This is a genomic window from Sinomonas sp. ASV322, assembly GCF_030908245.1.
Lineage (GTDB): Bacteria > Actinomycetota > Actinomycetes > Actinomycetales > Micrococcaceae > Sinomonas.
On the sequence record NZ_JAVFJJ010000008.1, the window covers coordinates 48,808 to 75,709 of the forward strand.

At 70.0% G+C, this 26,902-nt stretch carries 22 protein-coding genes; 8 read left to right on the forward strand and 14 right to left on the reverse strand.

Annotated elements, in window-relative coordinates; genetic code table 11:
* Positions 1–2 precede the first annotated feature (2 nt).
* From RBS12_RS12340 to speB, 4 genes are all read right to left on the reverse strand, one after another.
* Positions 3–2,057, reverse strand: a complete 2,055-nt coding sequence (locus tag RBS12_RS12340; RefSeq protein ID WP_307966524.1) for an MFS transporter — start codon at positions 2,055–2,057, stop codon at positions 3–5.
* A gap of 16 nt (positions 2,058–2,073) precedes the next feature.
* Positions 2,074–2,574, reverse strand: coding sequence for a MarR family transcriptional regulator (locus tag RBS12_RS12345; protein ID WP_307966407.1), 501 nt, complete (start codon positions 2,572–2,574; stop codon positions 2,074–2,076).
* A gap of 185 nt (positions 2,575–2,759) precedes the next feature.
* A complete protein-coding gene (locus tag RBS12_RS12350; RefSeq protein ID WP_307966408.1) occupies positions 2,760–4,454 on the reverse strand; it encodes a thiamine pyrophosphate-binding protein in 1,695 nt (564 codons plus the stop codon).
* Entirely contained in the window at positions 4,451–5,467 is a 1,017-nt protein-coding gene (gene speB, locus RBS12_RS12355; RefSeq protein WP_307966409.1) for an agmatinase, read from the reverse strand. The genes RBS12_RS12350 and speB overlap by 4 nt, the downstream gene beginning before the upstream one ends.
* Before the next feature lie 239 nt (positions 5,468–5,706).
* Between speB and RBS12_RS12360 the strand changes: the two genes are divergently transcribed.
* Together RBS12_RS12360 and RBS12_RS12365 are read left to right on the forward strand one after the other, a co-directional pair.
* On the forward strand, positions 5,707–7,683 hold the full coding sequence (locus RBS12_RS12360) for an amino acid transporter (protein WP_307966410.1): 1,977 nt from the start codon (positions 5,707–5,709) through the stop codon (positions 7,681–7,683).
* A gap of 227 nt (positions 7,684–7,910) precedes the next feature.
* The gene (locus RBS12_RS12365) at positions 7,911–8,759 is read left to right on the forward strand and encodes a DUF559 domain-containing protein (protein WP_307966411.1); all 849 of its coding nucleotides are present in this window, start codon (positions 7,911–7,913) and stop codon (positions 8,757–8,759) included.
* 174 nt (positions 8,760–8,933) lie between these two features.
* On the opposite strand, the gene RBS12_RS12370 is transcribed toward RBS12_RS12365, so the two are convergent.
* Together RBS12_RS12370 and RBS12_RS12375 are read right to left on the reverse strand one after the other, a co-directional pair.
* Positions 8,934–9,509 (reverse strand): helix-turn-helix domain-containing protein, encoded by a 576-nt coding sequence (locus tag RBS12_RS12370; RefSeq protein ID WP_307966412.1) that lies wholly within the window; start codon positions 9,507–9,509, stop codon positions 8,934–8,936.
* Positions 9,510–9,572: 63 nt separating this feature from the next.
* Entirely contained in the window at positions 9,573–10,598 is a 1,026-nt protein-coding gene (locus RBS12_RS12375) for a zinc-dependent alcohol dehydrogenase family protein (protein WP_307966413.1), read from the reverse strand.
* A gap of 349 nt (positions 10,599–10,947) precedes the next feature.
* On the opposite strand from RBS12_RS12375, the gene RBS12_RS12380 reads away from it, so the two are divergent.
* Complete coding sequence (locus tag RBS12_RS12380) at positions 10,948–12,078, forward strand: VIT1/CCC1 family protein (protein WP_307966414.1); 1,131 nt, start codon at positions 10,948–10,950, stop codon at positions 12,076–12,078.
* 26 nt (positions 12,079–12,104) lie between these two features.
* On the opposite strand, the gene RBS12_RS12385 is transcribed toward RBS12_RS12380, so the two are convergent.
* Positions 12,105–13,037 (reverse strand): LysR family transcriptional regulator, encoded by a 933-nt coding sequence (locus RBS12_RS12385; RefSeq protein ID WP_307966415.1) that lies wholly within the window; start codon positions 13,035–13,037, stop codon positions 12,105–12,107.
* A 93-nt stretch (positions 13,038–13,130) separates the two neighbouring features.
* Here RBS12_RS12385 and RBS12_RS12390 point away from each other — a divergent pair, with 93 nt between their 5' ends.
* Both RBS12_RS12390 and RBS12_RS12395 read left to right on the forward strand, forming a co-directional pair.
* A complete protein-coding gene (locus tag RBS12_RS12390) occupies positions 13,131–14,153 on the forward strand; it encodes an MBL fold metallo-hydrolase (protein ID WP_307966416.1) in 1,023 nt (340 codons plus the stop codon).
* Positions 14,154–14,618: 465 nt separating this feature from the next.
* Positions 14,619–15,488 carry an MFS transporter gene (locus RBS12_RS12395; RefSeq protein WP_307966417.1) on the forward strand — a complete coding sequence of 290 codons (870 nt, stop codon included), beginning with the start codon at positions 14,619–14,621 and terminating at the stop codon, positions 15,486–15,488.
* Between the two features lie 42 nt (positions 15,489–15,530).
* Here RBS12_RS12395 and RBS12_RS12400 read toward each other — a convergent pair whose 3' ends face one another.
* Together RBS12_RS12400 and RBS12_RS12405 are read right to left on the reverse strand one after the other, a co-directional pair.
* Complete coding sequence (locus RBS12_RS12400; protein WP_307966418.1) at positions 15,531–16,655, reverse strand: Rossmann fold nucleotide-binding protein; 1,125 nt, start codon at positions 16,653–16,655, stop codon at positions 15,531–15,533.
* Between the two features lie 153 nt (positions 16,656–16,808).
* Positions 16,809–17,849: a Gfo/Idh/MocA family oxidoreductase gene (locus RBS12_RS12405; RefSeq protein WP_307966525.1), complete on the reverse strand. Its 1,041-nt coding sequence runs from the start codon at positions 17,847–17,849 to the stop codon at positions 16,809–16,811.
* 184 nt (positions 17,850–18,033) lie between these two features.
* Here RBS12_RS12405 and RBS12_RS12410 point away from each other — a divergent pair, with 184 nt between their 5' ends.
* Entirely contained in the window at positions 18,034–19,050 is a 1,017-nt protein-coding gene (locus RBS12_RS12410; RefSeq protein ID WP_307966419.1) for a LacI family DNA-binding transcriptional regulator, read from the forward strand.
* A gap of 131 nt (positions 19,051–19,181) precedes the next feature.
* On the opposite strand, the gene RBS12_RS12415 is transcribed toward RBS12_RS12410, so the two are convergent.
* Both RBS12_RS12415 and RBS12_RS12420 read right to left on the reverse strand, forming a co-directional pair.
* Positions 19,182–19,949, reverse strand: coding sequence for a TIM barrel protein (locus RBS12_RS12415; protein WP_307966420.1), 768 nt, complete (start codon positions 19,947–19,949; stop codon positions 19,182–19,184).
* Positions 19,946–21,049, reverse strand: a complete 1,104-nt coding sequence (locus RBS12_RS12420; RefSeq protein ID WP_307966421.1) for a Gfo/Idh/MocA family oxidoreductase — start codon at positions 21,047–21,049, stop codon at positions 19,946–19,948. The genes RBS12_RS12415 and RBS12_RS12420 overlap by 4 nt, the downstream gene beginning before the upstream one ends.
* A gap of 131 nt (positions 21,050–21,180) precedes the next feature.
* Between RBS12_RS12420 and RBS12_RS12425 the strand changes: the two genes are divergently transcribed.
* Entirely contained in the window at positions 21,181–22,185 is a 1,005-nt protein-coding gene (locus tag RBS12_RS12425) for a LacI family DNA-binding transcriptional regulator (protein WP_307966422.1), read from the forward strand.
* A 200-nt stretch (positions 22,186–22,385) separates the two neighbouring features.
* Here RBS12_RS12425 and RBS12_RS12430 read toward each other — a convergent pair whose 3' ends face one another.
* A complete protein-coding gene (locus RBS12_RS12430) occupies positions 22,386–23,399 on the reverse strand; it encodes a sugar phosphate isomerase/epimerase (protein ID WP_307966423.1) in 1,014 nt (337 codons plus the stop codon).
* Positions 23,396–24,583, reverse strand: coding sequence for a Gfo/Idh/MocA family oxidoreductase (locus RBS12_RS12435; RefSeq protein WP_307966424.1), 1,188 nt, complete (start codon positions 24,581–24,583; stop codon positions 23,396–23,398). The genes RBS12_RS12430 and RBS12_RS12435 overlap by 4 nt, the downstream gene beginning before the upstream one ends.
* A 151-nt stretch (positions 24,584–24,734) precedes the next feature.
* Here RBS12_RS12435 and RBS12_RS12440 point away from each other — a divergent pair, with 151 nt between their 5' ends.
* The gene (locus RBS12_RS12440) at positions 24,735–25,757 is read left to right on the forward strand and encodes a LacI family DNA-binding transcriptional regulator (protein WP_307966425.1); all 1,023 of its coding nucleotides are present in this window, start codon (positions 24,735–24,737) and stop codon (positions 25,755–25,757) included.
* A gap of 233 nt (positions 25,758–25,990) precedes the next feature.
* Here the strand turns inward: RBS12_RS12440 and RBS12_RS12445 are convergent, their stop codons facing one another.
* Positions 25,991–26,899 carry an ATP-binding cassette domain-containing protein gene (locus tag RBS12_RS12445; protein WP_307966426.1) on the reverse strand — a complete coding sequence of 303 codons (909 nt, stop codon included), beginning with the start codon at positions 26,897–26,899 and terminating at the stop codon, positions 25,991–25,993.
* Positions 26,900–26,902 lie beyond the last annotated feature (3 nt).

Sequence of the window (26,902 nt, forward strand, 5' to 3'; positions counted from 1 at the left end):
AGCTACCCGGCGCTGTGCCGCCCCCGCGTCGCGAGATAGAACGCGGCCTCCTTCTGAAGCTCCCGCTCGGCGTCGAGCTCTGCCTGAATCCGCGCGAGCTCCGCCGCCGTCTCCGCCTGCTGCCGGGCCGCGGCCTCGTGCTTCGCGGCGAGCTCCTGCTGCGCCGAGAGCTGGTCTGCGAGGCGGGTCATGAGGCTCGCAAGCTGGCCCTGCTGGCCCGCGAGGAGCCGCTGGGTCTCCTGGAGCGCGGCGAGCGTCTCCGCCGTCGTAGTCGGACCAGCCAACCCGGCCTCCCCGGGCTCGGCGAGGAGCAGCTGGAGCTCGGCGTCGAGGGCGGAACCTTCTGCCGTGCGGGCGGCGAGGGCCGCGCGAGCCGCGGCGCGCCGCGTCGGACTCAGCGGCGCACCGCCGTCGGCCCCATCGGACGACGGCGAGGCGGGCGCCTCGGGTGCCTCGCCGTCGTCGTCCGTCCCTCCCCCGGCGAGCGCCGCGGACGGTGCGACGGCCGCCACGGGCGATTCGGCGCCGTCGCCCGCCGCCTGCGAGGCCGGCCGCATGCGCTCGGTGATGTCCACGGTCCGGCGAAGCGGGACCTCCTTGATGAAGAGGACCGCGAGGAACGCGACGACCCCGACGATCCCGGCGATGAGGAAGACGCGGGCCGAGGCGTCGCCGAACGCGCTGCGGACGATGTCCGCGATCGGGGCCGGCATGTCCTTGATGTCGAGGCTCGCGCCGCCGCCCGCGAGCGCCTTGATGCCCTTGGCCTGCAGGCCCTGCGTGATGAGCTCGCTCGAGCGGTTGTTGAGGACGGCGCCGAGCACCGAGACGCCGACCGCTCCGAAGACCGAGCGGAAGAACGCGACAGTCGAGCTCGCGGCGCCGATGACCCCGACCGGAACCGTGTTCTGGACCGCGAGGACGAGGTTCTGCATCGTCATGCCGAGGCCGACGCCCAGGAGGAACGAATACACGCCCGTGATGGTGAGATCGGTCGAGTGGTCGATCGTGCCGAGGAGGCCCATGCCGCCCACGATGAAGACCGTGCCCGCCACGAGGTAGCCCTTCCACTTGCCGAAGCGCGTGATGAGCTGGCCCGTGACGACCGAGCCGAGGAAGTTGCCCGCGATCATGGGGAGCGTCAGGAGGCCGGCCTCGGTCGGTGTCGCGCCGCGGGCCACCTGGAAGTACTGGCCGATGAACGACGACGACGCGTACATCGAGACGCCCACCGCCGCCGACGCGATGATGCTGAGCGCGGTCGTGCGGTTCGCGACGATCTTGAGCGGGATGATCGGCTGCGCGACCTTCGACTCGACGACGATGAGCAGGATGATGCCGACGAGCGAGCCGCCCACCATCGCGGCCGTCTGCCACGACCACCAGTCGTAGTAGTCGCGCTGGCCCGCGAACGAGACCCAGATGAGGAGCGTGCTCACGGAGGCCGTGAGGAGGACCGCGCCGAGCCAGTCGATCTTCGCGGTGCGGCGGACGTGCTTGAGCTTGAGGGTGGCCTGGATGACGATGAGCGAGATGATCGCGAGCGGGACGCACACGAAGAAGGTCCAGCGCCAGCCGAGCGGCGAGTCCACGATGAAGCCGCCCAGAAGCGGGCCGCCGGCCGTGCCGACCGCCATGACGGCGCCCATGTAGCCCGAGTAGCGGCCGCGGTCGCGCGGGGGGATCATCGTGCCGAGGATCGCCTGGGCGAGCGCAATGAGGCCGCCCATGCCGATGCCCTGCACGACGCGCGCGGCGATCATCTGCGGGATGTCCTGCGCGAGGCCGGCCACGACTGAGCCGATCACGAAGATGACGATGTTGAGCTGGGTGAGGAGCTTCTTGTCGAAGAGGTCGGCGAGCTTGCCCCAGATCGGAACCGTCACGGCGCTCGCGAGGAGGGAGGCCGTGATGACCCACGCGAAGTCGGTCTGCGTGCCCTTGAGGTCCGCCATGATGGTCGGGAGGGCGTTCGAGACGATCGTGCTGCTCAGGATCGCGGTGAAGAATGCGGCGAGGAGGCCCGAGAGGGCCTCGAGGATCTGGCGGTGGCTCATCTGCGGAGCCGGTGCATCAGCGGGCAGCAAGTGGTTCCTCCTTCTGTGGATCGCGGCCGTGGACGAGGGGCGCGGCGGCGCGATGGCCTGCCGTGCGGAGAGTGTCGGTGAGGCGCCGGATCGAGTCGCCGCACGCCGCGGCCTCCTCCTCGTCCCAGCCCGCGAGGAAGTCGAGCAGGAGCGCCGTGCGGGCCTCCTCGATCTCGGCGAGCTTGGCCTTGCCGGCCTCCGTGAGCTCGAGCAGCTGGGCGCGGCGATCCTCCGGATCGGGCGTGCGGGCGACGAGCCCGCGTTCCTCGAGCTCCGCGACGTGTCGGCTCAGCACGGGGGCGCTCACGCTGAGCTTCTCGGCAATGTGCACCGCGCGGCCGCCGACTTCGCTGATCATGCGGAGCACTCCGGCTTCCGCCGACCCGACGTTCGTCGACTTGTGCTCGTGGGCGACGCAGCGCAGCGTGCGCTGGAGGTCGAACACGCTGTGGATGAGCGCCCGGGCTGTCTGCGGCTCTACCGCCATGGCTACTTCCCTCGATTGATTGCTTATAGCAACTATATATCTTGGAGGTTGCTTAGGCAAACTAACGTGACGGGCGACGGAGAACCAGCGCCCCTTAAACGTTCAGGGGTCACGTCCCGTGGGTGAGAACCCACGGAACGTGACCCCTGAACGGCGGGAGGGCGGGACAGACCGGCGGTGCCGCCCTACTGCACCTCGAGGTGCGTCGGCGCAAACATCTTGAGCTGGGTCTCGACGACGACGACGTTCGGCCCGTCCGCGGCAAAGCCCGCCTCAAGCGCCTCCCGAACGCCCTCGGGCGCCACGCGGCGCGCCGGGACGCCGAAGGACTCCGCAAGCTTCACGAAGTCGGGCCGTGAGAGCTCCGTCGCGGTCGCCTTGCCGAACGCGCCGATCATGTACTCGCGCAGGATCCCGTACCCGCCGTCGTCGACGATGAGCCACGTGACGGGGACGTTGTGCTGCCTCGCGGTCGCGAGCTCGCTGATCGAATACATCGCCGAGCCGTCGCCCGAGACGGCGAGCACGCGCGAAGGCCTGCCCGTCGTCTCCAGCCCCACGGCCCCGCCGATCGCGGACGGGAAGCCGAAGCCGAGGCCGCCCGCGCCCTGCGCGGAGTGGAACTGACCCTCACGGGAGTCCCAGCAGCTCCAGCCCCAATACGCGGCGATCGTCATGTCCCAGAACGTCTGCATGTCGTCCGGCACGGCCGCGCGGATGTCCTCCATGAAACGCAGCTCCTTCGCGAGGTCCTGCGACTCAAGGCGCGCGCGGACCGCAGCGAGCGAATCGGCCACGAGCTGCTCGGGGGTCTTCCCGTGCCAGTCGGGGGCGAGGGTGACTCCGCCCATGGCCGCCTCGAGGGCGCCGTCGATCGCGGCAAGAGCCTGGCCGGCGTCGGCGCGGATGCCGAGGCCAGGCCGGTTCGACTCGAGGACGCGCGGCTCGGCGTCGATCTGGATGATGCGGCCGCGGGGCTCGAACGTGAAGTAGTTCGACGTGACCTCGCCGAGGGAGGAGCCGACCACAACGAGGACGTCCGCGTCCTCGAGGACGTCGGTCATGTGCCGGTCCTCGACCCACGACTGGAGCGAGAGCGGATGCGTCCACGGGAACGCGCCATTGCCGCCCGGCGTGCAGATCACGGGCGCGTGCAGGCGCTCGGCGATCGCGAGGAGCGACTTCTCGGCGCGCCCGCGGCGCGTGCCGCCACCCGCGATGATCGCGGGGCGTTCGGCCGCAGTGAGCCACTTGACGGCTTCGCGCACGAGCTCGACGCGCGGCGGGTTGTCCGCGGCGACGGCGAGCGCGTCCTCGACCGGCGGGACCACGATTGGATCGAGGAGGACGTTCTGCGGGATCTCAACCCACACCGGGCCCTGCGGCGAGGAGATCGCATCCGTCCACGCGTCCTGGATCGCGGACGGGATGCCCGAGGCGTGCTGGATGAGCCGCTGGCTCTTCGTGACGTTCGCCGCCGAGGCCTTCTGGTCGTCGAGCTGGTGCAGCATGCCCTTGCGGCGCGCGCCGAGGCCCTCGAGAGGGATCTGGCTCGCGATCACGACCATCGGGACGCCCGTCGCGTAGGCCTCCTGGAGCCCGGCGAGCGAAGTCAGCGCGCCGGGGCCGGTCGAGAGGAACAGCACGCCGACTTCGCCCGTCGCGCGCGAGTAGCCGTCCGCCGCGAACGCCGAGTTGTTCTCGACGCGGCTCGAGACGAACTTGAGATTCCCGCGGCCCATGGCGTCGAAGAGGCCGAGCGCATGCTGGCCCGGGATTCCGAAGACCGTCTTCGCGCCGAGCGCCTCGAGCGTCTCGACGACGAGGTCGCCGCCGTTGCGGTACTGGTCGCGCTGCTCAGCTGCCGACTGCATGGTCATCGAGCCACCGCCGTCGTCCGCTCGCCCTCGGTGAGGGGAGCGCCAGCCTTGGGCTGCTCGCTCAGGAGGGACACGAGGTCGTAGGCGACGTGGCTTGCGGCGACGCCTGTGAGCTCGGCGTGGTCGTAGGCCGGGGAGACCTCGACCACGTCGGCGCCCACGAGGTTGAGGCCGCGGAGGCCACGGATGATCTCGAGGAGCTCGCGGCTTGTGATGCCGCCGGCTTCGGGCGTGCCCGTGCCGGGAGCGTGGGCGGGGTCGAGGACGTCGATATCCACCGAGACATAGAGCGGACGGTCGCCGATGCGGTCGCGCAGCTTCGCGACGATTTCGCGCACGCCCTGGTAGTAGACGTCCGAGGAGGTGACGATGCCGAAGCCGAAGCGCCGATCGTCCTCGAGGTCCTTCTTGCCGTAGAGCGGGCCGCGCGTGCCCACGTGGCTCAGGGCATCGGTGTCGAGGATGCCTTCCTCGACGGCGCGGCGGAACGGCGTGCCGTGCGTGTACTCGGCGCCGAAGTACGTGTCCCACGTGTCGAGGTGGGCGTCGAAGTGGAGGAGCGCCACGGGCCCGCCAGCGCGCTCCGCAGCGGCGCGGAGCAGCGGGAGGGCGATCGTGTGGTCGCCGCCGATCGTGAGGAGGCGCGAGCCGCCGGCCGTGAGGTCGAGGGCGTTCTGCTGGATGGTCTCGATGGCCTCGTTGATGTTGAACGGGTTCACGGCCATGTCCCCCGCGTCGGCGACCTGGGCCTCGGCGAACGGCGAGAGGTCGAGGGCCGGGTTGTAGGGGCGCAGGAGCCGACTCGCCTCGCGGACGTGGTTGGCGCCGAAGCGGGCGCCGGGGCGGTAGGAGACGCCGGTATCGAACGGGACGCCGACGACGGCGACATCCGCGTGCGCGACCTGATCGAGACGCGGGAGCCGCGCGAACGTCGCGGCTCCGGCGAAGCGGGGGATGCGGGACGAGTCAATGGGGCCGAGTCGGCCGTTGTCCTCGATGCGCAGCTCTTCCATGAGTGCCCTCCAAAGCGTGAATCGGTTGTGATTCACACTACAGTAAAGTTGCCTTTTATGCACCCGATGTTTCCACATAGCTGACACAGCACGGCCCATGGACGACGGCGGGACCCCGCCGCGCGGGTCGGCCGGGACTTTGTCACGTGGAACACAGCCGTTAAGGATCCATAAAAACTGCCGGGGCAGGCCGTACACGGGGCCTACGCTCCCTCCTGAACGCTGAAGGAGCTGCACGCATGTCAACACTCACCCGGCCGCCGGCCGACCCGTCGGACCGCACGAGGCCGGCCACCCCTGGCTTCCGCCGCTGGCTCCTCGAAGGCATGCCGGAGGGGGCAGGTCAGCACCAGGGCCCCCACGGCGTCCCGAACGAGCACCACACGCCGCAGTCCTGGTGGAAGGTCATGTGCCTCACGGGTGTCGACTACTTCTCGACCCTCGGCTACCAGCCTGCCATCGCGGCCGTCGCAGCCGGACTCCTCTCGCCCATGGCGACGGTCATCCTCGTCCTCGTGACTCTCTTCGGCGCCCTGCCCGTGTACCGCCGCGTCGCGAAGGAAAGCTTCAAGGGCGAAGGCTCGATCGCGATGCTCGAGCGGCTCATGCCCCGGTGGACGGGCAAGCTGTTCGTCCTCGCGCTCCTCGGGTTCGCGGCGACCGACTTCATGATCACCATGACGCTCTCCGCGGCCGACGCGAGCGCCCACCTCGTCGAGAACCCCTATGTTCCCGACGCGTTCCACGGCCAGCAGATCACGATCACCCTCGTGCTGCTCGCGGCCCTCGGCATCGTGTTCCTGCGCGGCTTCCGCGAAGCGATCAACGTCGCCGTCGTGCTCGTCGGCGTGTACCTCGTACTCAATGCGGTCGTCGTCGTCGTCGGCCTCGGCCACCTGTTCACGGACCGCGGGGCCGTCGTCAACTGGTGGTCAGCCCTCACGGCCCAACACGGCGACCCGCTGGTGATGATCGGCATTTCGCTGCTCGTGTTCCCCAAGCTCGCGCTCGGGCTCTCGGGCTTCGAGACGGGCGTCGCGGTCATGCCCCAGATCAAGGGCGACGCGCGGGACACCGAGGAGAAGCCCGTTGGACGCATCCGCGGAACCCACCGGCTCCTCACGACCGCTGCGCTCATCATGTCCGCGTTCCTCATCGCGACGAGCTTCATGACCATCACGCTCATCCCCGAGGCCGAATTCCAGCCCGGCGGGAAAGCCGACGGACGCGCGCTCGCGTTCCTCGCGCACCAGTTCCTCGGCGACGGGTTCGGGACGGTCTACGACGTCTCGACCATCGCGATCCTGTGGTTCGCGGGCGCCTCCGCCATGGCGGGCCTGCTCAACCTCGTGCCGCGCTACCTGCCGCGGTACGGCATGGCCCCCGCGTGGGCCCGTGCCGTGCGCCCGCTCACGCTCGTGTTCACCGCGATCGGGTTCATCATCACGTGGATCTTCGAGGCCAACGTCGACGCGCAGGGCGGGGCGTACGCGACTGGGGTGCTCGTCCTCATGACCTCCGCGGCCATTGCCGTGACGCTCTCCGCGTGGCGCAAGAAGCAGCGAACGCTCACGTGGGCGTTCGGATTCATCAGCGCCGTGTTCCTCTACACGACCGTCGCGAACTCGCTCGAACGGCCCGACGGCATCCGGATCGCGGCGGTGTTCATCGTCCTCATCGTGATCGTGAGCTTCGCCTCGCGCGTTCGGCGTTCCTTCGAGCTCCGCGCGACGCTTGTGAAGCTCGACGAGCAGGCACTCGAATTCCTCGCCGAGCTCGACGAGGGGCCGATCCGGCTCATCGCCCACGAGCCCCAGCGACTCGACTCGGAGCGGTACCGGAATAAGCTCGTCCACGCGCGTGCCGCCAACCACCTGCCCGAAGACGCGGAGATCCTGTTCATCGAGGTCGTCGTGGACGACAGCTCGGAGTTCGAGCAGGAACTCGACGTGCGCGGGATCAAGCGCCACGGGTTCAAGGTCCTCGAGGTCCACTCGAACAACGTCCCGAACACGCTCGCGGCCATCCTCTTGCACTTGCGGAACGCGACCGGGCTCATGCCGCACATCTACTTCCGCTGGACCGAGGGAAACCCGGTCATGAACCTCACGAAGTTCCTGTTCTTCGGCGAGGGCGAGATCGCCCCCGTCACGCGCGAGGTGCTGCGCGAGGCCGAGCCGCGCGTGACCGAAAGGCCATGGGTGCACGTCGGCTAACCCAGGCGCGGGGCCCCTCACTCGCGCTCCCGCCCAGTTGTGTTTTGCCAATCGGTCGGGAGCGCGGCGCGTCTTGGCCGGACGCCCAAATCGGAATGTCAGAAGTGGGCTCGACCGCTCTGGCCCCGCGGCGTCCAAAGCTCCTCCACAGAATCCAACGCGGCGTGTCGCCCACATAGCCTGACACTCAGCCGCTCGTGCCGACGCGAGCGTGAGCTGCTGATGAGATGGACCCTCTTCAGATCCTCGGCTCACTCGGCGGCGTGGCCCGCACCGCAACACTGATCGAGGCCGGACTCAGCCGGACGGACCTCGATTACGTAGCCAGGCGTGCCGCGCGGCCAAAGCGGGGCGTCTACGCCCTCGATGGCTGCCGCCGAGACTTCCTCTCTGCCATCATGCACAACGCGGTCATCACGTGCGCGTCAGCTGCACGCGACTATGGCCTGTGGCTCCGAAAACCGCCCCATCAGGACCATCTCGGCTGCGATCACGGGCATGGGGCAAGTCGGGGAACTGGCGGCATCAGACCCGTCGTGCATCGTGGTCTTCGGTACCCTGCACATCACTCGCTCCCGCTCGCAGCCTTGGAGGACGTGCTTCTCCATGCCCTTCGCTGCCTTCCTGCCCAAGCCGCGGTACCGCTTGCCGCCTCCGCCATCAGGCTGCACGGGCTCCGCATCGCTTTTCTCGAGGAAGAGCTCACCGCCCAGAAAAGCGGCCGCTCGCTTGCGACCCTCCGCGCGGTCGAGCCGCGGGTTGAATCCCTCCCCGAGGCCGAAGCGCTCCTCCTCCTGATCCCCCTCGCCAAGGAACTCGGCCTTGACGTTGAGCCGCAGGCGCTCATCCCCGGCATCGGTCGGGTCGACTTCCTCATCGGAGGATTCCTCATCGTGGAAATCGACGGGGTCGCCTACCACTCGGACCGGGATTCAGTGCGCAGAGACCGGCGGCGAGACAACTCGGCCACCCTGAGGGGATACCTGCGCCTTCGCTATCTTCCCGAGGAAATCTGGAACGAGCCGGACCGGTTCATCGCAGAGGTCCGTGCCGCCCTGACCGGTCGGGCTCTCTGAGCCGGCATGCCCGTGCTCTGGCCCGGTTGTGGATTCCCAATCACTCGGAGCCCGGCGCGTCGCGAGGGCGCGCCGAGAGGGCTGGCTCAGAAACGGGCCCGAACGCGACGGCGGGGGCCGGAACCAGAGCGCGACGGCGGGGGCCGGAACCCGAGCGCGACGACGACGGCGTGGCTACCGGCTCGCGGCCGGGACCAGGACCCACAGGACGGTCGCGGGCTCGTCCAATGGGTTGACCCACGTGTGCGGCTCGCGGCCGGGGAATGTGAGGGTGTCCCCCGCCTCAAGCTCATAGCGGTCGTTCGTCATGACGAGCTGGAGCCGGCCACGCACGACGTGCAGCACGTCTACGTCGCAGTCGACCGCATACAGCTCGGACTCCCCCGCGCCCCGAGGCTCGATCTCGGCCTGGATGATCTGGAGGCGCCGCTCGGACCGCGCCGTGAGCAGCCGCTCGACGATGCCCTTGCCGCCGAGCGAGATGCGGGGAGCCTCGGCGCCGCGCGTGAGATGCGTCTCCGGCGTCGCGAAAAGCTCCCCGATGGGAAGCGAGAGGACTTGGCAGAGAGTCACGAGCGAGGCCACGCTCGGCGAGGATTCGTCACGCTCGACGCGGCTCAGGAAGCCCTTCGAGAGGCCCGCCGCCTCGGCCACCTGCTCGATCGTCATGCGCTGCGCCTCGCGCGCCGCCCGAATCCTCGAGCCGATCGCCACAGACACATTGCTCGGCTCGACCGGCAGGGCTTTCATATGACGCCTCTCGAACTCATGCAGGTCAACGACTGTTAACCTGTCGGCTACATCACACCGAGTCTACAAGACAACAGTCGATGCACGAGAGGAATCGTCGTCGGGCATGCTCAGCACCGCGACGCCGCTGAATGCACCGCGCGCGAGGTCGTCGAGCGCCCGGTCGGCGTCTGAAAACGCGTAGGGCGTCACGGCGGCGCGGAGTCCGAGCCGCGCCGCGAGTCGGAAGAGTTCTTCCCCGTCCCGTCTCGTGTTGGCGGTCACGGATGTGAGGCGACGTTCGCGGAAGAGGTGCTCCGCGTAATTCAGCTGAGGGATGTCGCTCAGGTGGATTCCCGCGACAACGAGCGTGCCGCCCTGCTCGAGGCCAGCGAGGGCGGTCGGGACAAGCTCCCCGGCCGGCGCGAAGAGGATCGAGGCGTCCAAGGGGACGGGAGGCGCCGCGTCGGCCGGCCCCGCCGAGGCCACGCCAAGATCCAGCGCGAGCCGCCGCGCGTCAGCACCTCGGGTCATGACGTGCACTTCGGCACCTTGGGCGACGGCGATCTGCGCCGTGAGATGGGCGCTCGCCCCGAAGCCGTAGATGCCGAGGCGCCCGCCCGGCGGAAGATCGGCGCGCCGCAACGCCCGATACCCGATGATCCCCGCGCAGAGGAGCGGCGCGGCCTGTTCGCTCGGCAGGCCCTCCGGGATCCGGTACGCGAACACTTCCGCAACGGTCGCGTAGAGGGCGTAGCCGCCGTCGGCATCCCAGCCCGTGAACTGGGCGTCGCGGCAGAGGTTCTCGCGGCCCGAACGGCACCAACGGCAGGCTCCGCACGTGGCACGCAGCCACGCGATCCCCACTCTGTCGCCCAGCTCGAACCGTGCTGCATCCTCGCCCAGCGCGACGACTCGGCCGACGGCCTCATGCCCCGGGATCACGTGTGGCTTGTGTACGGGCAGGTCTCCCTCAGTGACGTGGAGATCGGTCCGGCAGACGCCGCACGAGTCGATGCGGACGAGGACGTCCCCTCCGCCGGGCTCAGGCACGGGCCGCCGGACGCGCCGGATTCGCCCGGCACCACCAATGGCTTCCCAGGCGGGCATGGTCCGCGGGACCTCATTCATACAAGACCTTCGCGACACGGACCGCGGCACACTCTTAAGACGTATGCTCAATCACATTTAGTCTACTAGACAACACCTGTTGCATGACAGGCAAAGACGACGAGCGTGAGGCGGCGCCCGTCGCTTGATCGGGGCCTGACCGGAAGGCAACGCACGACGACGGCGAGCGGCCCGCGCGGGCTGCTCGCCGTCGTCGTTCGCCAGGGCAGAAAGTTCAGGCGGGCCGAACTCTCGGGCGTGGGTGAACCGGCCGAAAATCAGCGCAGATCCGGGCTAGAGTGCTGTGGGCAAAGGCGCCCGGAACGCTCCCACAGCATGCAGGAGAACCATGCCCCAGCCCGCGGACCATCAGCCCGCAGAACCCGCCCTACCCCGCCCCCAGCCCACCGCCGCAGACCATCGGCGCTGGCGCCAGTACCTCGCCGACGAGAAGGCCGAGGCCGGCATCTACCGCGCCCTCGCCGAGCGGCGCGACGGCGAAGAGCGCGCGATCCTCCTCGGGCTCGCCGAGGCCGAGGGCCGGCACGAGGCGCACTGGAAAGGGCTCCTCGGGGATCAGATCGGCAAGCCGCGACAGGCATCTCTGCGCAGCCAGCTCGTCGGCTTCCTCGCGCGGCACTTCGGCTCCGTGTTCGTGCTCGCGATGGCGCAGCGCGCCGAGAGCCGCTCGCCCTACTCCACCGATCCCTTCGCGACGCAGGCGATGGCGGCCGACGAACGCATCCACGAGGAGGTCGTGCGCGGGCTAGCGATCCGCGGGCGGACGCGCCTCTCGGGCTCGTTCCGGGCGGCCGTGTTCGGCGCGAACGACGGCCTGGTCAGCAACCTTTCGCTCGTGACCGGCATGGCGGCGTCCGGGGTGTCGAGCCACGTCGTGCTGCTCTCGGGCGTCGCGGGCCTCCTTGCGGGCGCGCTCTCGATGGGTGCCGGCGAATACATCTCCGTCAAGTCGCAGCGCGAGCTGCTCTCGGCGTCACGCCCCACGCAAGTGACACTCAGCGCCGCCCCGGCCCTCGACCTCGACCACAATGAGCTGGTGCTCGTCTACAAGGCGCGAGGCATGAGCCAGGAGGCTGCCGAGCACCGCGCGGCCGAACGGCTCGGGTACTTCACGTGCGACTGCGATCCCAGCCTCTCGCTCCGCCCCGAGAAGGCCTCCGAGGAGGACGAGCACGAGGCGATCGGCTCGGCCTGGCAGGCGGCCGTGAGCAGCTTCAGCTTCTTCGCGTCCGGCGCGATCGTGCCCATCATCCCGTTCCTGTTCGGCATGGTGGGCGTCCCGGCACTCGCCGTCGCGGCCGCGCTGGTGGGCCTCGTTCTCCTCGGGACCGGCGCGATCGTCGGCCTGCTCGCCGGCGCGTCGCCGCTGTGGCGCGCGATGCGGCAGCTGCTCATCGGCTTCGGCGCCGCGGCCGTCACGTACGTTCTCGGCTGGGTGTTCGGCGCGACGATCGGCTAGCCCAGGCTGATGCGTGGGCAGTCGCTTCAGCGGCCAGCACCTAGTTCCGGGCCGCTCGTCGCGGTGGCCAGGTCCCGCGCCGCCTCGATGACGGCGTCCACGCGGCGCGGGCGGCGGGTCCCGGGCGCGACGGCGGCGGCGACGGCGTTAGCAGGGGTGTCGTCGGCCACCCGCACCATGGCGACGCCCGACGCTGCGAAGAGATGCTCCGCGCCGCGCCACACATTTGTGACACTGTAGGCCCGCCCGCTCGCGACGAGGCCCCGGATCGTCTCGGCCACGACGCTCCTCCACCGCACCCGCGGTTCGATGCCCGCCGAGCGGAACATCGCGAGCACGCGCTCGGCGCTCGGCGGGACATCGAAGAGCACAGCGTCCTCGTCCGCGAGATCCGCGAAATGCGCTGACTCCCGCCCCGCGAGCGGATGGTCCGGGGAGAGCAGGAAATGCGGCCGGGATTCGGCGATCGGGAGAAGGTCGACGCCGGGAACGGCTTGGAGCGAGTACACGAGCGCGGCGTCGAGCTCGCCTCCCGCGACGGCCCGCTGGAGTTCCTCGGCTGCGCCCTCGGTGAAGTCGAGCTCGATCTCAGGCCAGCGCTCGCCCACCTCGGCAATGAGGCGGGGCATGAGACGCGGGCTGATCGCGATCATGCAGCCAACGGAGACGCGCCCACGCAGCTCCTCGAAGCCGGTGCGCACCGCCCCGGGAATCTCAGCGGCCTCGGCAAGGATCCGCCGGGCCCGAACGCCGAGCGCGTGCCCCGCTTCAGTCGGCACGACGCGCTTCGAGCGCGTCCGCAGGAAGAGGTCGACGCCGATTGCCCGCTCGAGCTGCGCGATCGCCATGGACGCGGCCGCTTGCGAGATGTTGCTGCGCTTCGCGGCATCCGTCACGGACCCGGCATCAAGCACGGCGACGAAGTACTCGAGCTGGCGGAGCGTGAATTCAGATGCCATTGATTCTCCTGATAAGCCTCCTCGAATTGATTGATTATACAAATGTTGTGGGTCGCACCACACTGGAATCCAGTCAGAACCGAAGGAGTTTCCATGGCTTCCCGCCTCGCCCCGCACGTCGTCACCCTCGGCACCGCCGGCGGTCCCCGCTGGTGGGCAGCCGCAGACTCGGGCGAACGCACGGGGACCTCGACCGCCGTCGTCGTCGGCGATTCGTTCTATCTCGTGGACTGCGGCCAGGGCGCCGGCCGCCGCATAGCGCAAGCTGGGCTGGACCTCGCGAACCTCCGAGCGCTGTTCATCACGCACCTTCACTCGGACCACGTCTACGACCTCGCAGGCCTCGGCATCTTCGGCCTCTACGCCCTCCAGGACCGCGCCGGCGACCCAGTGCGCATCATTGGACCCGGCAACCGAGGCGCGCTGCCCCCGGTTTCGCCGCGCGCCGTCGTCGCCCCTTCCCCGCTCGCGCCCACGAACCCGACCCCCGGCACAAAGCGGACGTTCGAAACGCTCATGGCCGCGCACGCCACCGACCTCAACGACCGCATCCTCGACAGCCTCAAGCCGAGCCCCCTCGAGGTCTTCCGCGCCGAGGACATCGAGATCCCCGACGACGTCGGCTACCACCCCAACGACAACCCGACCCCGGACATGGCACCGTTCGAGGTCTACAGAGACGAGCTCGTGACGGTCACGGCGATCCTCGTCGAGCACCCGCCGGTCGCGCCCGCGTTCGCGTTCCGCTTCGACACCGCCGAAGGCTCGGTGACCATCTCCGGGGACACGAGCTTCACGCCGAACCTTGTGACGCTCGCCGAGGGCACCGATCTCCTGCTCCACGAGGCCATCGACTTCGAGTGGGTCGAGCAGCTCTACGGCGACAAGACCGACGACGCCTCCAGAGCCGCGCGCGACCACCACTACAAGTCGCACACGAGCGCCCGCGACGCCGCGAAGGCCGCCGAGGCCGCCGGCGCGCGCCAGCTCGCGCTGCACCACCTCGTTCCAGGCCACGCGCCCAGCCGCGTGTGGGAGGAGGCCGCCGAGCACTTCTCGGGCCGCTTCGTCCTCCCCCGTGACCTCGACACCATCCCGTTCGGCTCTCAGCGCTGAGAGAAAACCCGTCAGGAGAAGCACTGTGACCGCCACCCAGCTCCGTTCGGGCGCGCCGAACTCCCTCAACACGAAGGACATGCGCCGGATCCTCGGCTCGTCCTTCATCGGCAGCGCGATCGAGTACTACGACTTCATGCTGTACGCGACCGCGGCGTCGCTCGTGTTCGACAAGGTGTTCTTCTCTAACCTCGGCCCCGGCTTCGCGCTCTTCGCATCGTTCGCGACGCTCGCGGTGGGGTACATCGCTCGGCCCCTCGGCGGCGTCGTCTTCGGACACTTCGGGGACATCCTGGGGCGCAAGAAGATGCTCGTGCTCTCGATGCTCATCATGGGCTTTGGCACCGTCGCGATCGGGCTATTGCCTACGACGGCGCAAGCCGGCATCGCGGCGCCCGTCACTTTGGTGGCGCTCGCCTCGTCCAAGGAGTCGCCGTCGGCGGCGAATGGGGCGGCGCCGCGCTCATGGCGGTCGAGCACGCGCCTGCGTCGCGGCGCGGGTTCGCCGCGGCGTTCGCGAACGCGGGCGGGCCGGCAGGCGCGATTCTCGGAACGCTCGCGCTCTCGCTGTCTGCGGCGGTCTCGGGCAAGGAATTCCTCGTGTGGGGCTGGCGCGTCCCGTTCGTACTCAGCGCGCTGCTCATCGCCGTCGGCCTCGTGATCCGGCTCAAGGTCTCGGAGACGCCCGCGTTCAAGCGGCTCGAAGCCGCGGGCGAGCAGCGGAGGGTCCCGCTCCTCGACGTCCTGCGCAACAACTCCCGCGCCGTGGTACTGGGCCTCGCCGCGACCACCGCGTTCTACGTATGCCAGGCCATGACGACCGTGTGGGGCGTCTCGGTGGCGGTGGCGAGCGGGGCCGACAAGAACGGCGTGCTGAACATCAAGGCGGCGGCAGCCGTGCTGACGCTCGTCGTGTGCTTCTACTCGGCGCGGCTGAGCGACCGGATCGGGCGCAATCGGGTGCTCATCGGGGCCTCGGTGCTCGGCGCGGCGCTGGCGTACCCCATGCTGTGGCTCATGACGAACGGGACGCTGTGGGGCTTCGGCGTCGCAATCGTGCTGGGCAATGGGCTCGTGCAGGGTTTCCTCTATGGCCCGATCGCGGCCTACGTCGCGGAGCAGTTCCCCACGCGGAACCGGTACACGGGCGCGTCCCTCGCCTACCAGGGGGCGTCGATGCTCGGTGCCGGGTTCACGCCGATGATCGTCGCTGGGCTGAGCCTCGTGGCCGGCGGGGGCGTATGGCTCATCGGGGTGTTCTGGGTCGTGATCCTCGCCGCGGGCGCCGTGGCCGTGAAGGTCACGCCGGAGGGCAAGGGCCGCGAGCTCGACTGAGCCCGCCCCGCCTGTGAAGGGTCTGTCCACGGCCCCGCAACGCTATGCGAGCACGGCAACCGCTTCCTCGACCGAGTCCACGAGATGCAGCCGGCCCGCCATGCCGTGCTCGCGCGCTAGGCTCGCGAGGAGCGGCCACGCGGGCAGCTCCTCGGTCCAGTACCGGCGCCCGACGAGGACCATCGGCGTAATCGTCTCGGGCGTCCCGTAGTAGTTCTCGCACGCGTCCTGGAAGACCTCCTGAACCGTGCCCGCGGCACCGGGGAGGAACACGACTCCCCCGGTGCTCTTCTCGAGCAGCACCGCCTCGCGCACGGCGTTGGCGAAGTACTTCGCGATATGCGTCGCGAAGAGGTTCGGCGGCTCATGGCCGTAGAACCACGTCGGGATGCCGAGGCTCGGCGCCCCGTGCGGATACAGCTCGAGGACCGCGAGCGACGCGCGGGCCCACGCCCCCACCGAGGGCCGGAAGCGGGGGACGACGGCGAGGCGGCCGAGCGCTTCGTCGAGGGCTTCTGCAGGGCCAGCCGAGAGATAGGCGCCGAGGTTGGCGGCCTCCATCGCGCCGGGCCCTCCGCCCGTGGCGACCACGAACCCGGCCGCCGCGAGGCCGCGCCCGAGGCGAGCGGCGTCGTCGTACGTCCTGCTGCCGCGCGGGCCCGCGTGGCCGCCCATGACGCCCACGATCTTCCGCCCTTCAAAGGGCCCCGACAGCGCGTCGAGGAGCGATTCGCCGATGTGGTGGTCGTGGAGCGCGGCGGACAGGGCGCCTTCGACGCCCGCACGGCCCTGCTGCCGCGTCCACGCGTAGATCTGGGCGTCGGGGGTCCGCTCGTACGGCTCGGCCTCGACCCCGCGGTAGAGCTCGGGGCCGGTGTAGAGCGAGGGCCGGTACGGATCGAATGGCAGGCCCGGCAGAGCCGGGAACACGAGCGCGCCGCGCGCCCGCAGCGATTCCTCCATGCCCGGCTGGAACGTGCCGCCGAGGAATACCGCGCCCATCGGGTCCATCGCCTTGAGCTGAGCCGAGCGGCCGCGGAAGTCGATGGACTGGAGCTGCCAGCCCGCCATGCTGTGCGCTCCCGACGCCACGAGCTCGTCGAAGCGCTCGAGCGATTCGACCTCGAGCGTCCGCGGCATGGGGCCGAGCGCGGGCGTCGCATTCATGGGGAAAGGTTAGCCACCGCCGAGAACTTCCGCGCACGCGGAGGCAGTTCCGACACAAATCAGAGCCGGATCAGCCCGTTCAAGGTCCAATCCGGCGGCGAATTGTGGAGTTATGAACCTCGAGCGTCGCAAGGGCCGCTCGATGGACTTGCCTCAGAGCTGAACTGCAGGCACCTCGACCCGCACGGGCCGCCCGCTCTCGAGGGACTCCTGCGCGGCGTCCGCGACGCGCGAGGCCGCGACGGCATCCTCGGGCGTGCACGGGTTCTCACGCTCGCCGAGCACGAGCTCGACGAACGCCGCGAGCTCGGCCCGGTAGGCGGCGTCGAAGCGCTCGGCGAACGTCTTGTGCGCCTCGCCCGCCGGGAACGCGACGCCCGGCTCGGCCGAGCGGAGCGCGGTCTTGTCGTCGAGACCCACCATGACGGAGGACTTCGAGCCCTGCACCTCGAGCCGCACGTCATGGCCAGCCCCGTTATAACGGGTCGCGGAGACAGTGCCGACGGTTCCGTCGTCGAACGTCAGGACGGCGAGCGCGGTGTCGACGTCGCCGGCCTCGCCGATCGCGGGATCGCCGTTGTTGGAACCCTTCGAGTAGACCTCGACAATCTCGCGTCCCGTAAGCCAGCGGAGGATGTCGAAGTCGTGCACCGAGCAGTCGCGGAACAGGCCGCCGGACGTCGCGATGAACTCGACCGACGGCGGGAACATGTCCCCCGTCATGGCGCGGAACGAGTGGATCCAGCCAATCTCGCCGGCGTCGAGGCGGCGCTTCACCTCGAGATAGCCCGCGTCGAAGCGGCGCTGGTGTCCGATCTGGACGACGCCTCCGCCTTCCGCGATGTACTCCAGGACGGGCAGCGAGTCCGCGACCGATCCGGCCACGGGCTTCTCGCAGAAGACGGGGATTCCCGCGTCGACGCCCGCGCGGATGAGCTCGGGGTGCGTGAGCGTCCCGGTCGCGACGACGAGCGCGTCCACGCCCGAGCCGACGAGTCCGGCCGCGCCCCCGGGCACGAACTCGGCGCCGACTTCCGCGGCGACGTTGCGGGCGTGCTCCTCGGCGACGTCGGTGAGCTTGAGCCGAAGCTCCACGCCGCGGGCCGCGAACTGCTCGCGGAGGGCCGCGATATTGCGCGCGTGCATGACGCCGATGCGACCGACGCCGACGAGGCCGAGGGTCACATGGTTCACAGGAAATCGATGGTTCACAGGAACTCCATGGTTCACAGGAAATCGATGGTTCATGGGGCACTCCTTTGTGACGGGATAGTCCAGGAAAGTATGGGAACGTTCCAAGGATTCCTTTAGAGTATCCCCGGGAGGGATCAGGCGGTCAAGCTTTGTCCTGACAAAACTGGCATCACGAGGAGGCGGCGTGGGGAGAGCTGGGTCCAAGGCTGCGACTATTGTCGACGTCGCCGTGCTGGCCGGCGTGTCGAAGTCCGCGGCGTCCCTCGCGCTCCGCGGTACGGGCTACGTGAGCGAGGTCAAACGACGGGCCGTGCTCGACGCCGCCGCCGAGCTCGGCTACCGCCCCAATGCGGCGGCACGCGCCATGGGGGCCCAGCGCAGCGGGATTGTGGGCCTCATCCTCGACGACCTCCGCAATCCGTGGTTCGTCCCCGCCGTCGAAGGCCTCTCGGCTGGCCTGCATGGCGAAGGGCTCCGGCCCCTGCTTGGGGACTGGCGGCTCGAGGGCGCCCCGCTCGTCGAACGCTTCCTCGAGCTGCGCGTGGAAGGCATCGTGCTCGTGGGCACGCTCGACGGCGCCGAACCGGCGCTCATCGGCGTCGCACCGGTGCCAGTGGTCCAGGTCGGATCGCCGCGCGCCCAGGCTCCGGGAGCCGCCGTCGTGACCAACGACGACGCCGAGGGCGCCCGCCGCGTCGTCCGTCACCTCGCGGCGCTAGGCCATCGAAACATCGCGCACCTCGGCGCGCCGGGAACTGCCGTCGGCGACGCGCGGCGGGCAGGCTTCGAGGAGGAAGCGCGGCGGCTCGGCCTTGCGCACCGCACGGTGGCTGCCGGCCTGACCGAGGACGCCGGCTACCGGGCCGGACTGGCGCTGCTTGAGGCACCGGACCGGCCCACCGCGGTGTTCGCCGTGAACGACATGGCCGCCCTCGGCGCCTTCTCGGCCGCCGAAGAGCTAGGCCTCTCAGTCCCCGACGACGTCTCCCTCGCCGGCTACGACGACACCCCGACTGCGCGCCTGCGGACGGTGGGGCTCACGAGCGTGGACAACGCGAGCGGCGAGGCGGGGCGGGTCGCGGCGGGGCTGCTGGCTAAGGCGATCGCCGCGGGCCCCGAAAGCGTGACCGACGCGGTACTCCTCGAGCCCGAGCTCAAGGCGCGCGGCAGTACGGCGCCGCCTCCCGCCGTCGTCCGCTAGGTTGGGCCCGTCCACATCGAGCGGCGCGATCGGGGCCTCCATGAGCTGTATCAGTTCGTAACGCCACAACTCGTGGCTCTTGGGGGCGTGTTTACCCCTTTCCGGGCCGTGAGTTGTGGCGAACGGAACCCTCAGCCGCCGAACGCTGCCCGGAAGGCCTTGAGCGCGTCGTCGGCGTCGCCCGCCGCGTACGCCTCGAGCCCGATCGTGCCCTCGTAGCCGAGCCCCGCGAGCGCTCGGTGCACTGCCGCGTAGTTGATCTCGCCCGTGCCGGGCTCGCAGCGGCCGGGGACGTCAGCGACCTGGATCTCCCCGATCCAGGGAAGGCACTCGCGCGCGAGTTCTATGAGATTCCCCTCCCCGAGCTGCGCGTGGTACAGGTCCAGCATGAGCCGCGCGTTCGGGTGGTCGACGGCGCGCACGAGCGCGAGCGTGTCCTTGGCCCGAGCCAGCGGAATGCCGGGGTGGTCGAGGACCGTGTTGAGGTTCTCGAGGCAGAACGTGACGCCGTGCCGCGCGCCGAGCTCGCCGAGGCGCTCGAGGGTCCGCGCGGCGGTGAGCCACATCGTCCCGTTGGAGCGCCAGTGCGGGCGGGCTGCCCGGCCGTCCACGAGCTCGGCCGGGTGCACCACGAGGCGTTCGACGCCGAGCTCGAGCGCCGTCGGAATGAGGGCTTCCGCGGTGGCCACCACGAGGTCTGCGGTGTCAGGCTCGACGAGCGAGCCCGCCGAGTAGCCGGTCATGGACGAGAAGCGCGCGCCGGTAGCCCTGAGCTCGGCGAGGTCCTTCTTCCGCGAGTCCCACAGCTCGACGTCGAACCCGGCGTCGTGGATCCGCCGCACGCGCTCGGCGAACGGTAGGTCCGTGAAGACCATCTCGGCGCAGACCGCGAGCCTCATGAGCGGGCCTCGGCACCGGCCGCCGAGGCACCGGCAACGGCCGCGGTCGCGCCGGACTGGGCAGATTCGATGCACGCGAGGGCGACGGCGAGCGCTCGCCGCGCGTCGGCGAGGCCGGGCGTGAGGGGCACGCCGTGGTCTGGCTCGGCGGCGCCGTCGCGGCGGGCGCGGACGTGCTGCGCGAAGTCGGCGAGCTCCGCCGTGTAGGCGTCGGCGAAAAGCTCGATGTTGAGGCGCGGGGTCTCGGCCGCGAGCCCCGAGGCGCCGTAGCGAACGGCCGCGGTCTCGGTCGCGCGGCCCGCTTGGACCATGCCGGCGGAGCCGAAGACCTCGCCGCGCACGTCGTAGCCGTAGAGCGCGGAGAAGTTGGCCTCAGCGACGGCGATCGCGCCGTTCGCATAGCGGACTGTCACGACCGCCGTGTCGAGGAGGCCCGCATCCTTGAAGCTCGGCTCGACGAGGGCGTCCGCCGTGACGTGCACACTGACGGGCTCGGCGCCGGGGTTGAGCCAGTTGAGCGCGTCGAAGTCGTGGATGAGTGTCTCGAGGAAGATGGTCCACTGAGGGATGCGCCCGGCGTGGGGGATGCTGCCGCTGCCTGGGTCTCGGGTGACCGAGCGGAGGAGCTGGGGCGTGCCGACGGCGCCTGCCGCGACCTCGCGGCGCGCGGCGAGGAAGTCAGCGGCGTAGCGCCGGTTGAAGCCGATCTGCCACTTCACACGTGCCTCGGCGACGGCCTCTTCGACGCGTGCGAGCTCCTCAAGATTTACCGCGCCGGGCTTCTCGCAGAAGACGTGCTTGCCTGCGCGGGCGGCGTCGATCGAGAGCTGGGCATGGAAGCGCGCGGGTCCGGCGATGACGACGGCGTCAATCTCCGGGTCCGCGAACAGGTCAGCCGGGTCCGGGGTCACGCGGGGGACACCGAGCTCGGCGGCGAGGGACCGCGCGGCCTCGACCGCGGGGTCGGCTATCGCGACGAGCTCCGCGCCCGGTATCCGGAGCGCGAGGCTGCGGGCGTGGTAGGCGCCCATCCAGCCGGCGCCGATGAGGGCGATTCGCGCCGGGGCGGGGCGGGCAGAATCGACAGGAAGGTAGGTCAATGGAAGTCCTCTCGGAACGTACTAGAACGATCTAGTCGAGATGAGTATGGCAAGTGTCGCACGCCACCGCGGCCGGTGTCTATATCGTTCTAGTACTGTCGGTGACAGGATCCCGGACGGAGAGGAACGCCATGGCCAAGCGCCCCACGCTGACGGATGTCGCGGCTGCTGCGGGCGTCTCTCGCGCGCTCGCCTCGATCGTGATGCGCAACGCACCCGGCGCGAGCGACGCGACCCGCGAGCGCGTCCTCGCGGCCGCGTCAGCCCTCGGCTACCGGCCGGACGCGCGGGCGCGCCTTCTGCGTAGTACCCGGAGCCATCTGCTCGGCGTCGTGTTCGACGTCGACGGCGCCTTCCACACCGAAATCGTCGAGGCCCTCTATCCCGCGGCGGCGGCCCGAGGATTCGACGTGATCCTGAGCGCCCGCGGCCCGCGCCGTCCCGAGGACGAGGCCGTCCGGTCCCTCCTCGACCTCGGCTCCGAGGCCCTGCTCGTCCTCGCCCCCGATTCCCCAGCCGAGGTGCTCGCGGGACATCCCGCGCCGATCATCTCGATCCTGCAGCCGCAGGCCGATCCGCGGCTCTCGAGCGCGGCCACGGACGAGGCGGCCGGGATCGCCCTCGCCGTGGGGCACCTGCGCGAGCTCGGGCATCGGCGCATCGCCCACGTCGACGGTGGTTCCGCCGTGGGTTCCGAGGCGCGCCGGGCCGCCTATGTGCGGCTCATGGAGGACGACGGCGCCGCTCCCCTCGTGCTTCCCGGCGGCCCGTCGGAAACCGACGGCATGGCGGCAGCGCGGACTCTTCTGGCGCTTCGGACCCTGCGCTCGCCCGACGCCCTGCCGACCGCCGTCGTCGTCTTCAACGACGACGCCGCCCTCGGCTTCCTGCATATCTTGGGCGAGGCGGGAATTGCCGTCCCGAAAGCCCTCTCGGTGGTCGGGTACGACGACTCGCGGCTCGCCGCCCTCGCCCATGTGAGCCTTACGAGCGTGCGCCAGGATCCGGACGCGCTCGCGGCCGCAGCCGTCTACGCGGCAGCAGCTGCCTTGGACGGGCGCCGCGCACACACGCTCGTGCCGCCGTCGCTCACCGTGAGGTCGAGCACGGCGCCGCCACCCGTCGTCGACCGCTAGCGCAACGCCGCCACCCGCTTCCGAAACCGTCGTCCCCAACTTCTCCCCGGCCCCGGCGCCGGGCTCCCCAAGTTCAAGCTTCAATCCGCGGCGTGTCGCCGGAATCGCTCGGCAAGTGGCGGCGTCTTCGGCCTGAAGTCGGGGAACGCCGCAGCGACGCAGCGCAAGACCTGGGGAACTCGGCGGCGGCGGATCCGTCGTTACGCCTCGGCGAGCACCCCTGCGGCCCGTGCGGCCTCAAGCAAGACGCCCGCGGCGACCTCGAGCCCCTCGATACGGCCGAGGGAGACATCCTCGTGCTCGATATTGACCATCATGTCGGCGTCCACGTCGTACAGGGCGCGGAGGAAGTCGGCCCAGTAGGCGGTGTCGTGGCCGCGGCCGAGGGCCACGAAGTCCCACGCGGAGTCCTTGGGCCACTCGTTGGCCCACTCGTCGCCCCCAAGGTTGGTGCGTGGCTCATCCGGGGAGAGGCGCCGGAAACGGTTGTCGAGCACGCCGTAGAGCTTCGCATTCTCAGTGTTCACCCGGACGTCCTTTGCCGCGGCGTGGAACACGAGGGGCCCGAGCTCGCGGACCACCGCGACGGGGTCCATCTGCTGCCAGAACAGGTGCGACGCGTCGAGCTCGACGCCCACATGGGTGGCCCCCGTGAGCTCGACGAGCTTGTAGACGTCCGCTGTGTTGAACACTATGTTCTGCGGGTGCAGCTCGAGTGCCACCTTCACACCGTGGTCGGCGGCGAGCCGATCGGTCTCGCGCCAGAACTTCGCCGCGATGTCCCACTGGTAGTCGAGCACGTCGAGAGCAGCGGAGTTCCACGCGTTCACGATCCAGTTCGTCACGGTCGCGCCGGGCTCGCCGCCCGGCAGGCCGGACATGGTCACGACCCGGTTCTGGCCGAGGCGCTCAGCGAGGCGGATGGAGCGCCGGACATCTTCGGCGTGCTTCTCGCCGATCTCGGGCTTGGGGTGCAGCGGGTTGCCGTTGCAGTTCAGGCCCGCGATCGAGACCCCGGTGCCCTCGAAGACCCCCAGGTAGTCGTCGCGCGCGGCGTCGCTGACGAGGATGCCGTCCATGGTCGGAACGTGGACGGCCGGCAGGAATCCACCCGTGTTGATCTCGATCCCCGTCAGGCCGAGGCCTGCGATGACCTTGAGCGCCTCCGGCAGCGGACGGTCGTGGAGGACCGCGTTGTAGGCACCAAGCTTCACAGCGAGACCCGCTTCCCGTTGTTCTGGGCCGACACGGCCACGGCGTCGAGGATCTCCATGTTGCGCACGCCCTCGGCGAACGTCGCGCAGCGCGGGAGGGACTCGGACTCGGGCAGGCCCGCGACCTCCTCAAGGAACGCGCGGGCCTGGTAGCCGAACGCGTCATTCTGGCCGAAGCCGACGCTCGGCGCATCCATCGCGAGTCCTCCCGCGATGTACGGGTGATCCGGCCCGAGGATCACCTGGCGGAAGCCGTTCTCCGAGGCCCGACCCTCCGAGAGGAACAGGCCGATCTCCGACGGGCGGCGCTGGTCGAAGAACGCCGCACCCTTCTCGCAGAACACCTCGAACATGAGCGAGTTGGCGTGGCCAGCCGCAACCCGGGAGACAGAAAGCGACCCGATGCACTGGGCGAACTCGGCGGAGAAGGAGGCAACGTCGTCGTTCTCGACGAGTTCGAACGTGTCGCTCACGGCCGCGTGATCGTGGCCCATGACCGCGCCGAGCGGGAGCGGCCGCTTCGTGATCGCCGTCGAGAGCTGGCCACCCGAGACGGCCTGGATGTCGCCGCACAGGAACTCGCCCACGTACGCGAGGTGGCTTCCGACATCGGCCAATGCCCCCGAACCGGGCGCTCCTTTGTAGCGCCAGCTCATCGGCGCGTCGGGGCTGCAGCCGTAGTCGGTCCAGTACCGTCCGGAGAAGTGCAGCGGCCGGCCGAGCGTGCCGTTCTGGATGAGCTCGCGGATCGCCGCAATGCCGGGAGTGCGGCGGTATGTGAAGCCGATCCGGGCCAGCGTTCCGCGGGACTCCGCGGCCTGCGCGGCGTCGTCCATGGCGCGCGCATCGGCGAGGGAGTCGGAAAGCGGCTTCTCGCACAGCACGTGCTTGCCCGCAGCGAGGAGGCCCTCGACGACCTCGCGGTGCAGGGAGTTCGCGATGACGACGCTCACGACGTCGATGTCGTCCGCCTCCGCGATGGCCTGCCACGAGGCGTCGTGACGCTCGTAGCCGAAGCGCCGGGCCGCGGCCTGGCCGAACTCGGCGTTGACGTCGCCGATCGAGACGAGGCGGATCTCCGGGAGACTGGGGCGGTACAGGGTGCTCGCGGTGCGGTAGGCGGCCGCGTGGGCCTTGCCGGCCATGCCGGCGCCGATGACGGCAACGCCGAGGGACTCGGGCATGATCTCTCCTAAGGGCGGGAGGGGTGGGTGTAAAGGAGCTGGAGGTGGAATTTGGAGCGCTCCACACATCGAGGATAGGGAGGGGAGTTTGTCCTGTCAATAGTCCAGCGACGCCGACGACTACACTCGGCGGGAGTGCCATGATGGTCGCGTGGCTGCTGATCCTCGCCCGACGATCTACGACGTCGCGCAACGCGCCGGCGTCTCGAAATCGCTCGTCTCGCTCGTGCTCCGGGACGCCCCCCACGTGAGCGACGCTCGCCGCCAGGCCGTCCTCGCCGCGATCGAGGCGCTCGGATATCGCCCGAGCCGTGCCGCGAGCGTGCTCGCGAGCCAACGGACGCGGGCCGTGGGCGTGCTCATCGACGACTTCCACAACCCGTGGTTCGTCGAGCTCCTCGCGGGCCTCCGGTCCATCCTCGACCCGGAGGGATACACCGTCAGCGTCGCGGACCTCCAGCTCGAGGCCGCTTCGGGGCGCAACCCGGTCGATGGCTTCATCGCCCAGCACGTCGATGCGCTGGTCCTCGCCGCCGAGCCCGACGAGGGGCTTCTGCGCGACGTACCGATGCCCGTCGTCGTCGCCGGCGTCCGTGAGCTCGGCTCCGGCGCGCTCCCCCAGGCAGACATCGTGGCGGGCCACGACGACCACGGCGGCGAGCTTGCGACGCGCCACCTCCTCGCCCTGGGCCACACCGCCGTCGGGCACGTGAGCGGGCGCGGCGGGCCGGCGGCCCACCGGCGGCGCGGCTACGAGCGCGCCATGGGGGCCGCGGACCTCGAACCATTCGTGGCCGGGACCGCCGGAGGGACCTCGGAGAACGACGGCTACGCGGCCACCGCCCGGCTCCTCCGCGAGCACCCGGAACTCACGGGTCTCGTCGTCGCGAACGACGTCATGGCCGTGGGCGCCCTCGCCGCGCTCAGCGAAAGGGGGCTCTCCGCGCCCGGGGATGTCGCCGTCGTCGGCTATGACAACTCGCCCCTCGCCGCCTACCGCTATCTCGCACTCACGAGCGTCGACCCCCACAGCCGCGAGATCGGCGCTGAAACCGCACGGACCCTCCTGGCCCGGCTCGAGCACCCGGACGCGCCGCCGCGACGAGCGCTCCTCGAGCCGTCGCTCGTGGTCCGCGGCTCGACGGCGCCTCCGCGGAGCACCGGAGTCGACTGACCTCCGCACCCCATCGACTGCTGGGCAACTGCCGTTTTGGGGGCCGAGAACTGCAGCTATGCAGCAGTCGATGCGGTCTTGCGTGCAAGCAGACGACGACGGCGCGGCGGGCTGGGTGCCGTGCCGCGCCGTCGTCATGGGCTGGCCACGCGTCGGGAGCGACCCGGCCGGGCGTTGGGCCTTTTCGACACGTGGCCACCTCTCGCTTCACGCGTGGCCAGCTCTGGCCGGGGTCAGGCGGTGGTGGAGTCGATGCCGACAGCCTCGGCTTCAGCTTTGGCTTCGGCGAGGGCGTCTTTGTGGCCGCCGAGCTGTTCGAGTTCGTGGGCGAGTTCGGCGAGCTCGGCACCGCCGGCCATCTGGGCCGTGAGCTCTTCGAGGGTGATGTCCTTCTTGTCGTAATAGCCGATCGAGCGTCCGCGCTTCAGGAGCAGGAAGCGGTCCCCGACGGGGTAGGCGTGGTGGGGGTTGTGGGTGATGAAGATGACCCCGAGGCCGCGGTCGCGGGCCTGGAGGATGTAGCGCAGCACGACCCCGGACTGCTTCACGCCCAGGGCCGCAGTGGGCTCGTCCAGGATCAGGACCTTGGCGCCGAAGTACACCGCGCGGGCAATCGCGACGCACTGGCGCTCGCCGCCGGAGAGCTGGCCGATGGGCTGCTCGACATCGCGCAGGTCGATGCCCATGTCGGCGAGCTCCTTCTTGGTGATCTCCTTCATCCGGGCCACGTCCATGCGCCGGAACGGGCCGGCGCCGGTGGTGAGCTCGGAGCCGAGGAAGAAGTTCCGCCAGATCGGCATGAGGGAGACGACGGCGAGGTCCTGGTAGACCGCGGCGATCCCGGAGTCCAGGGCCTCGCGAGGGCTCGAGAGCCTGCGCTCTTCGCCCATGATCGAGAACGTGCCCGCATCGTGCTGGTGCAGGCCGGCGATGATCTTGATCAGGGTCGACTTCCCGGCGCCGTTGTCCCCGAGCACGCACGTGACCCGGCCGTTGTCCACGGCCATCGTCACATCGCGCAGAGCGATGACGTTCCCATAGTGCTTGCCCACCGAGTCGAGCTTGAGCAGGTGCACCGCGCGGTCGGTGAGCGGGTCGGTCTCGCCCTTCAGGAGGGTCTCGTTGGAGATGTGCTGTCCCATGAT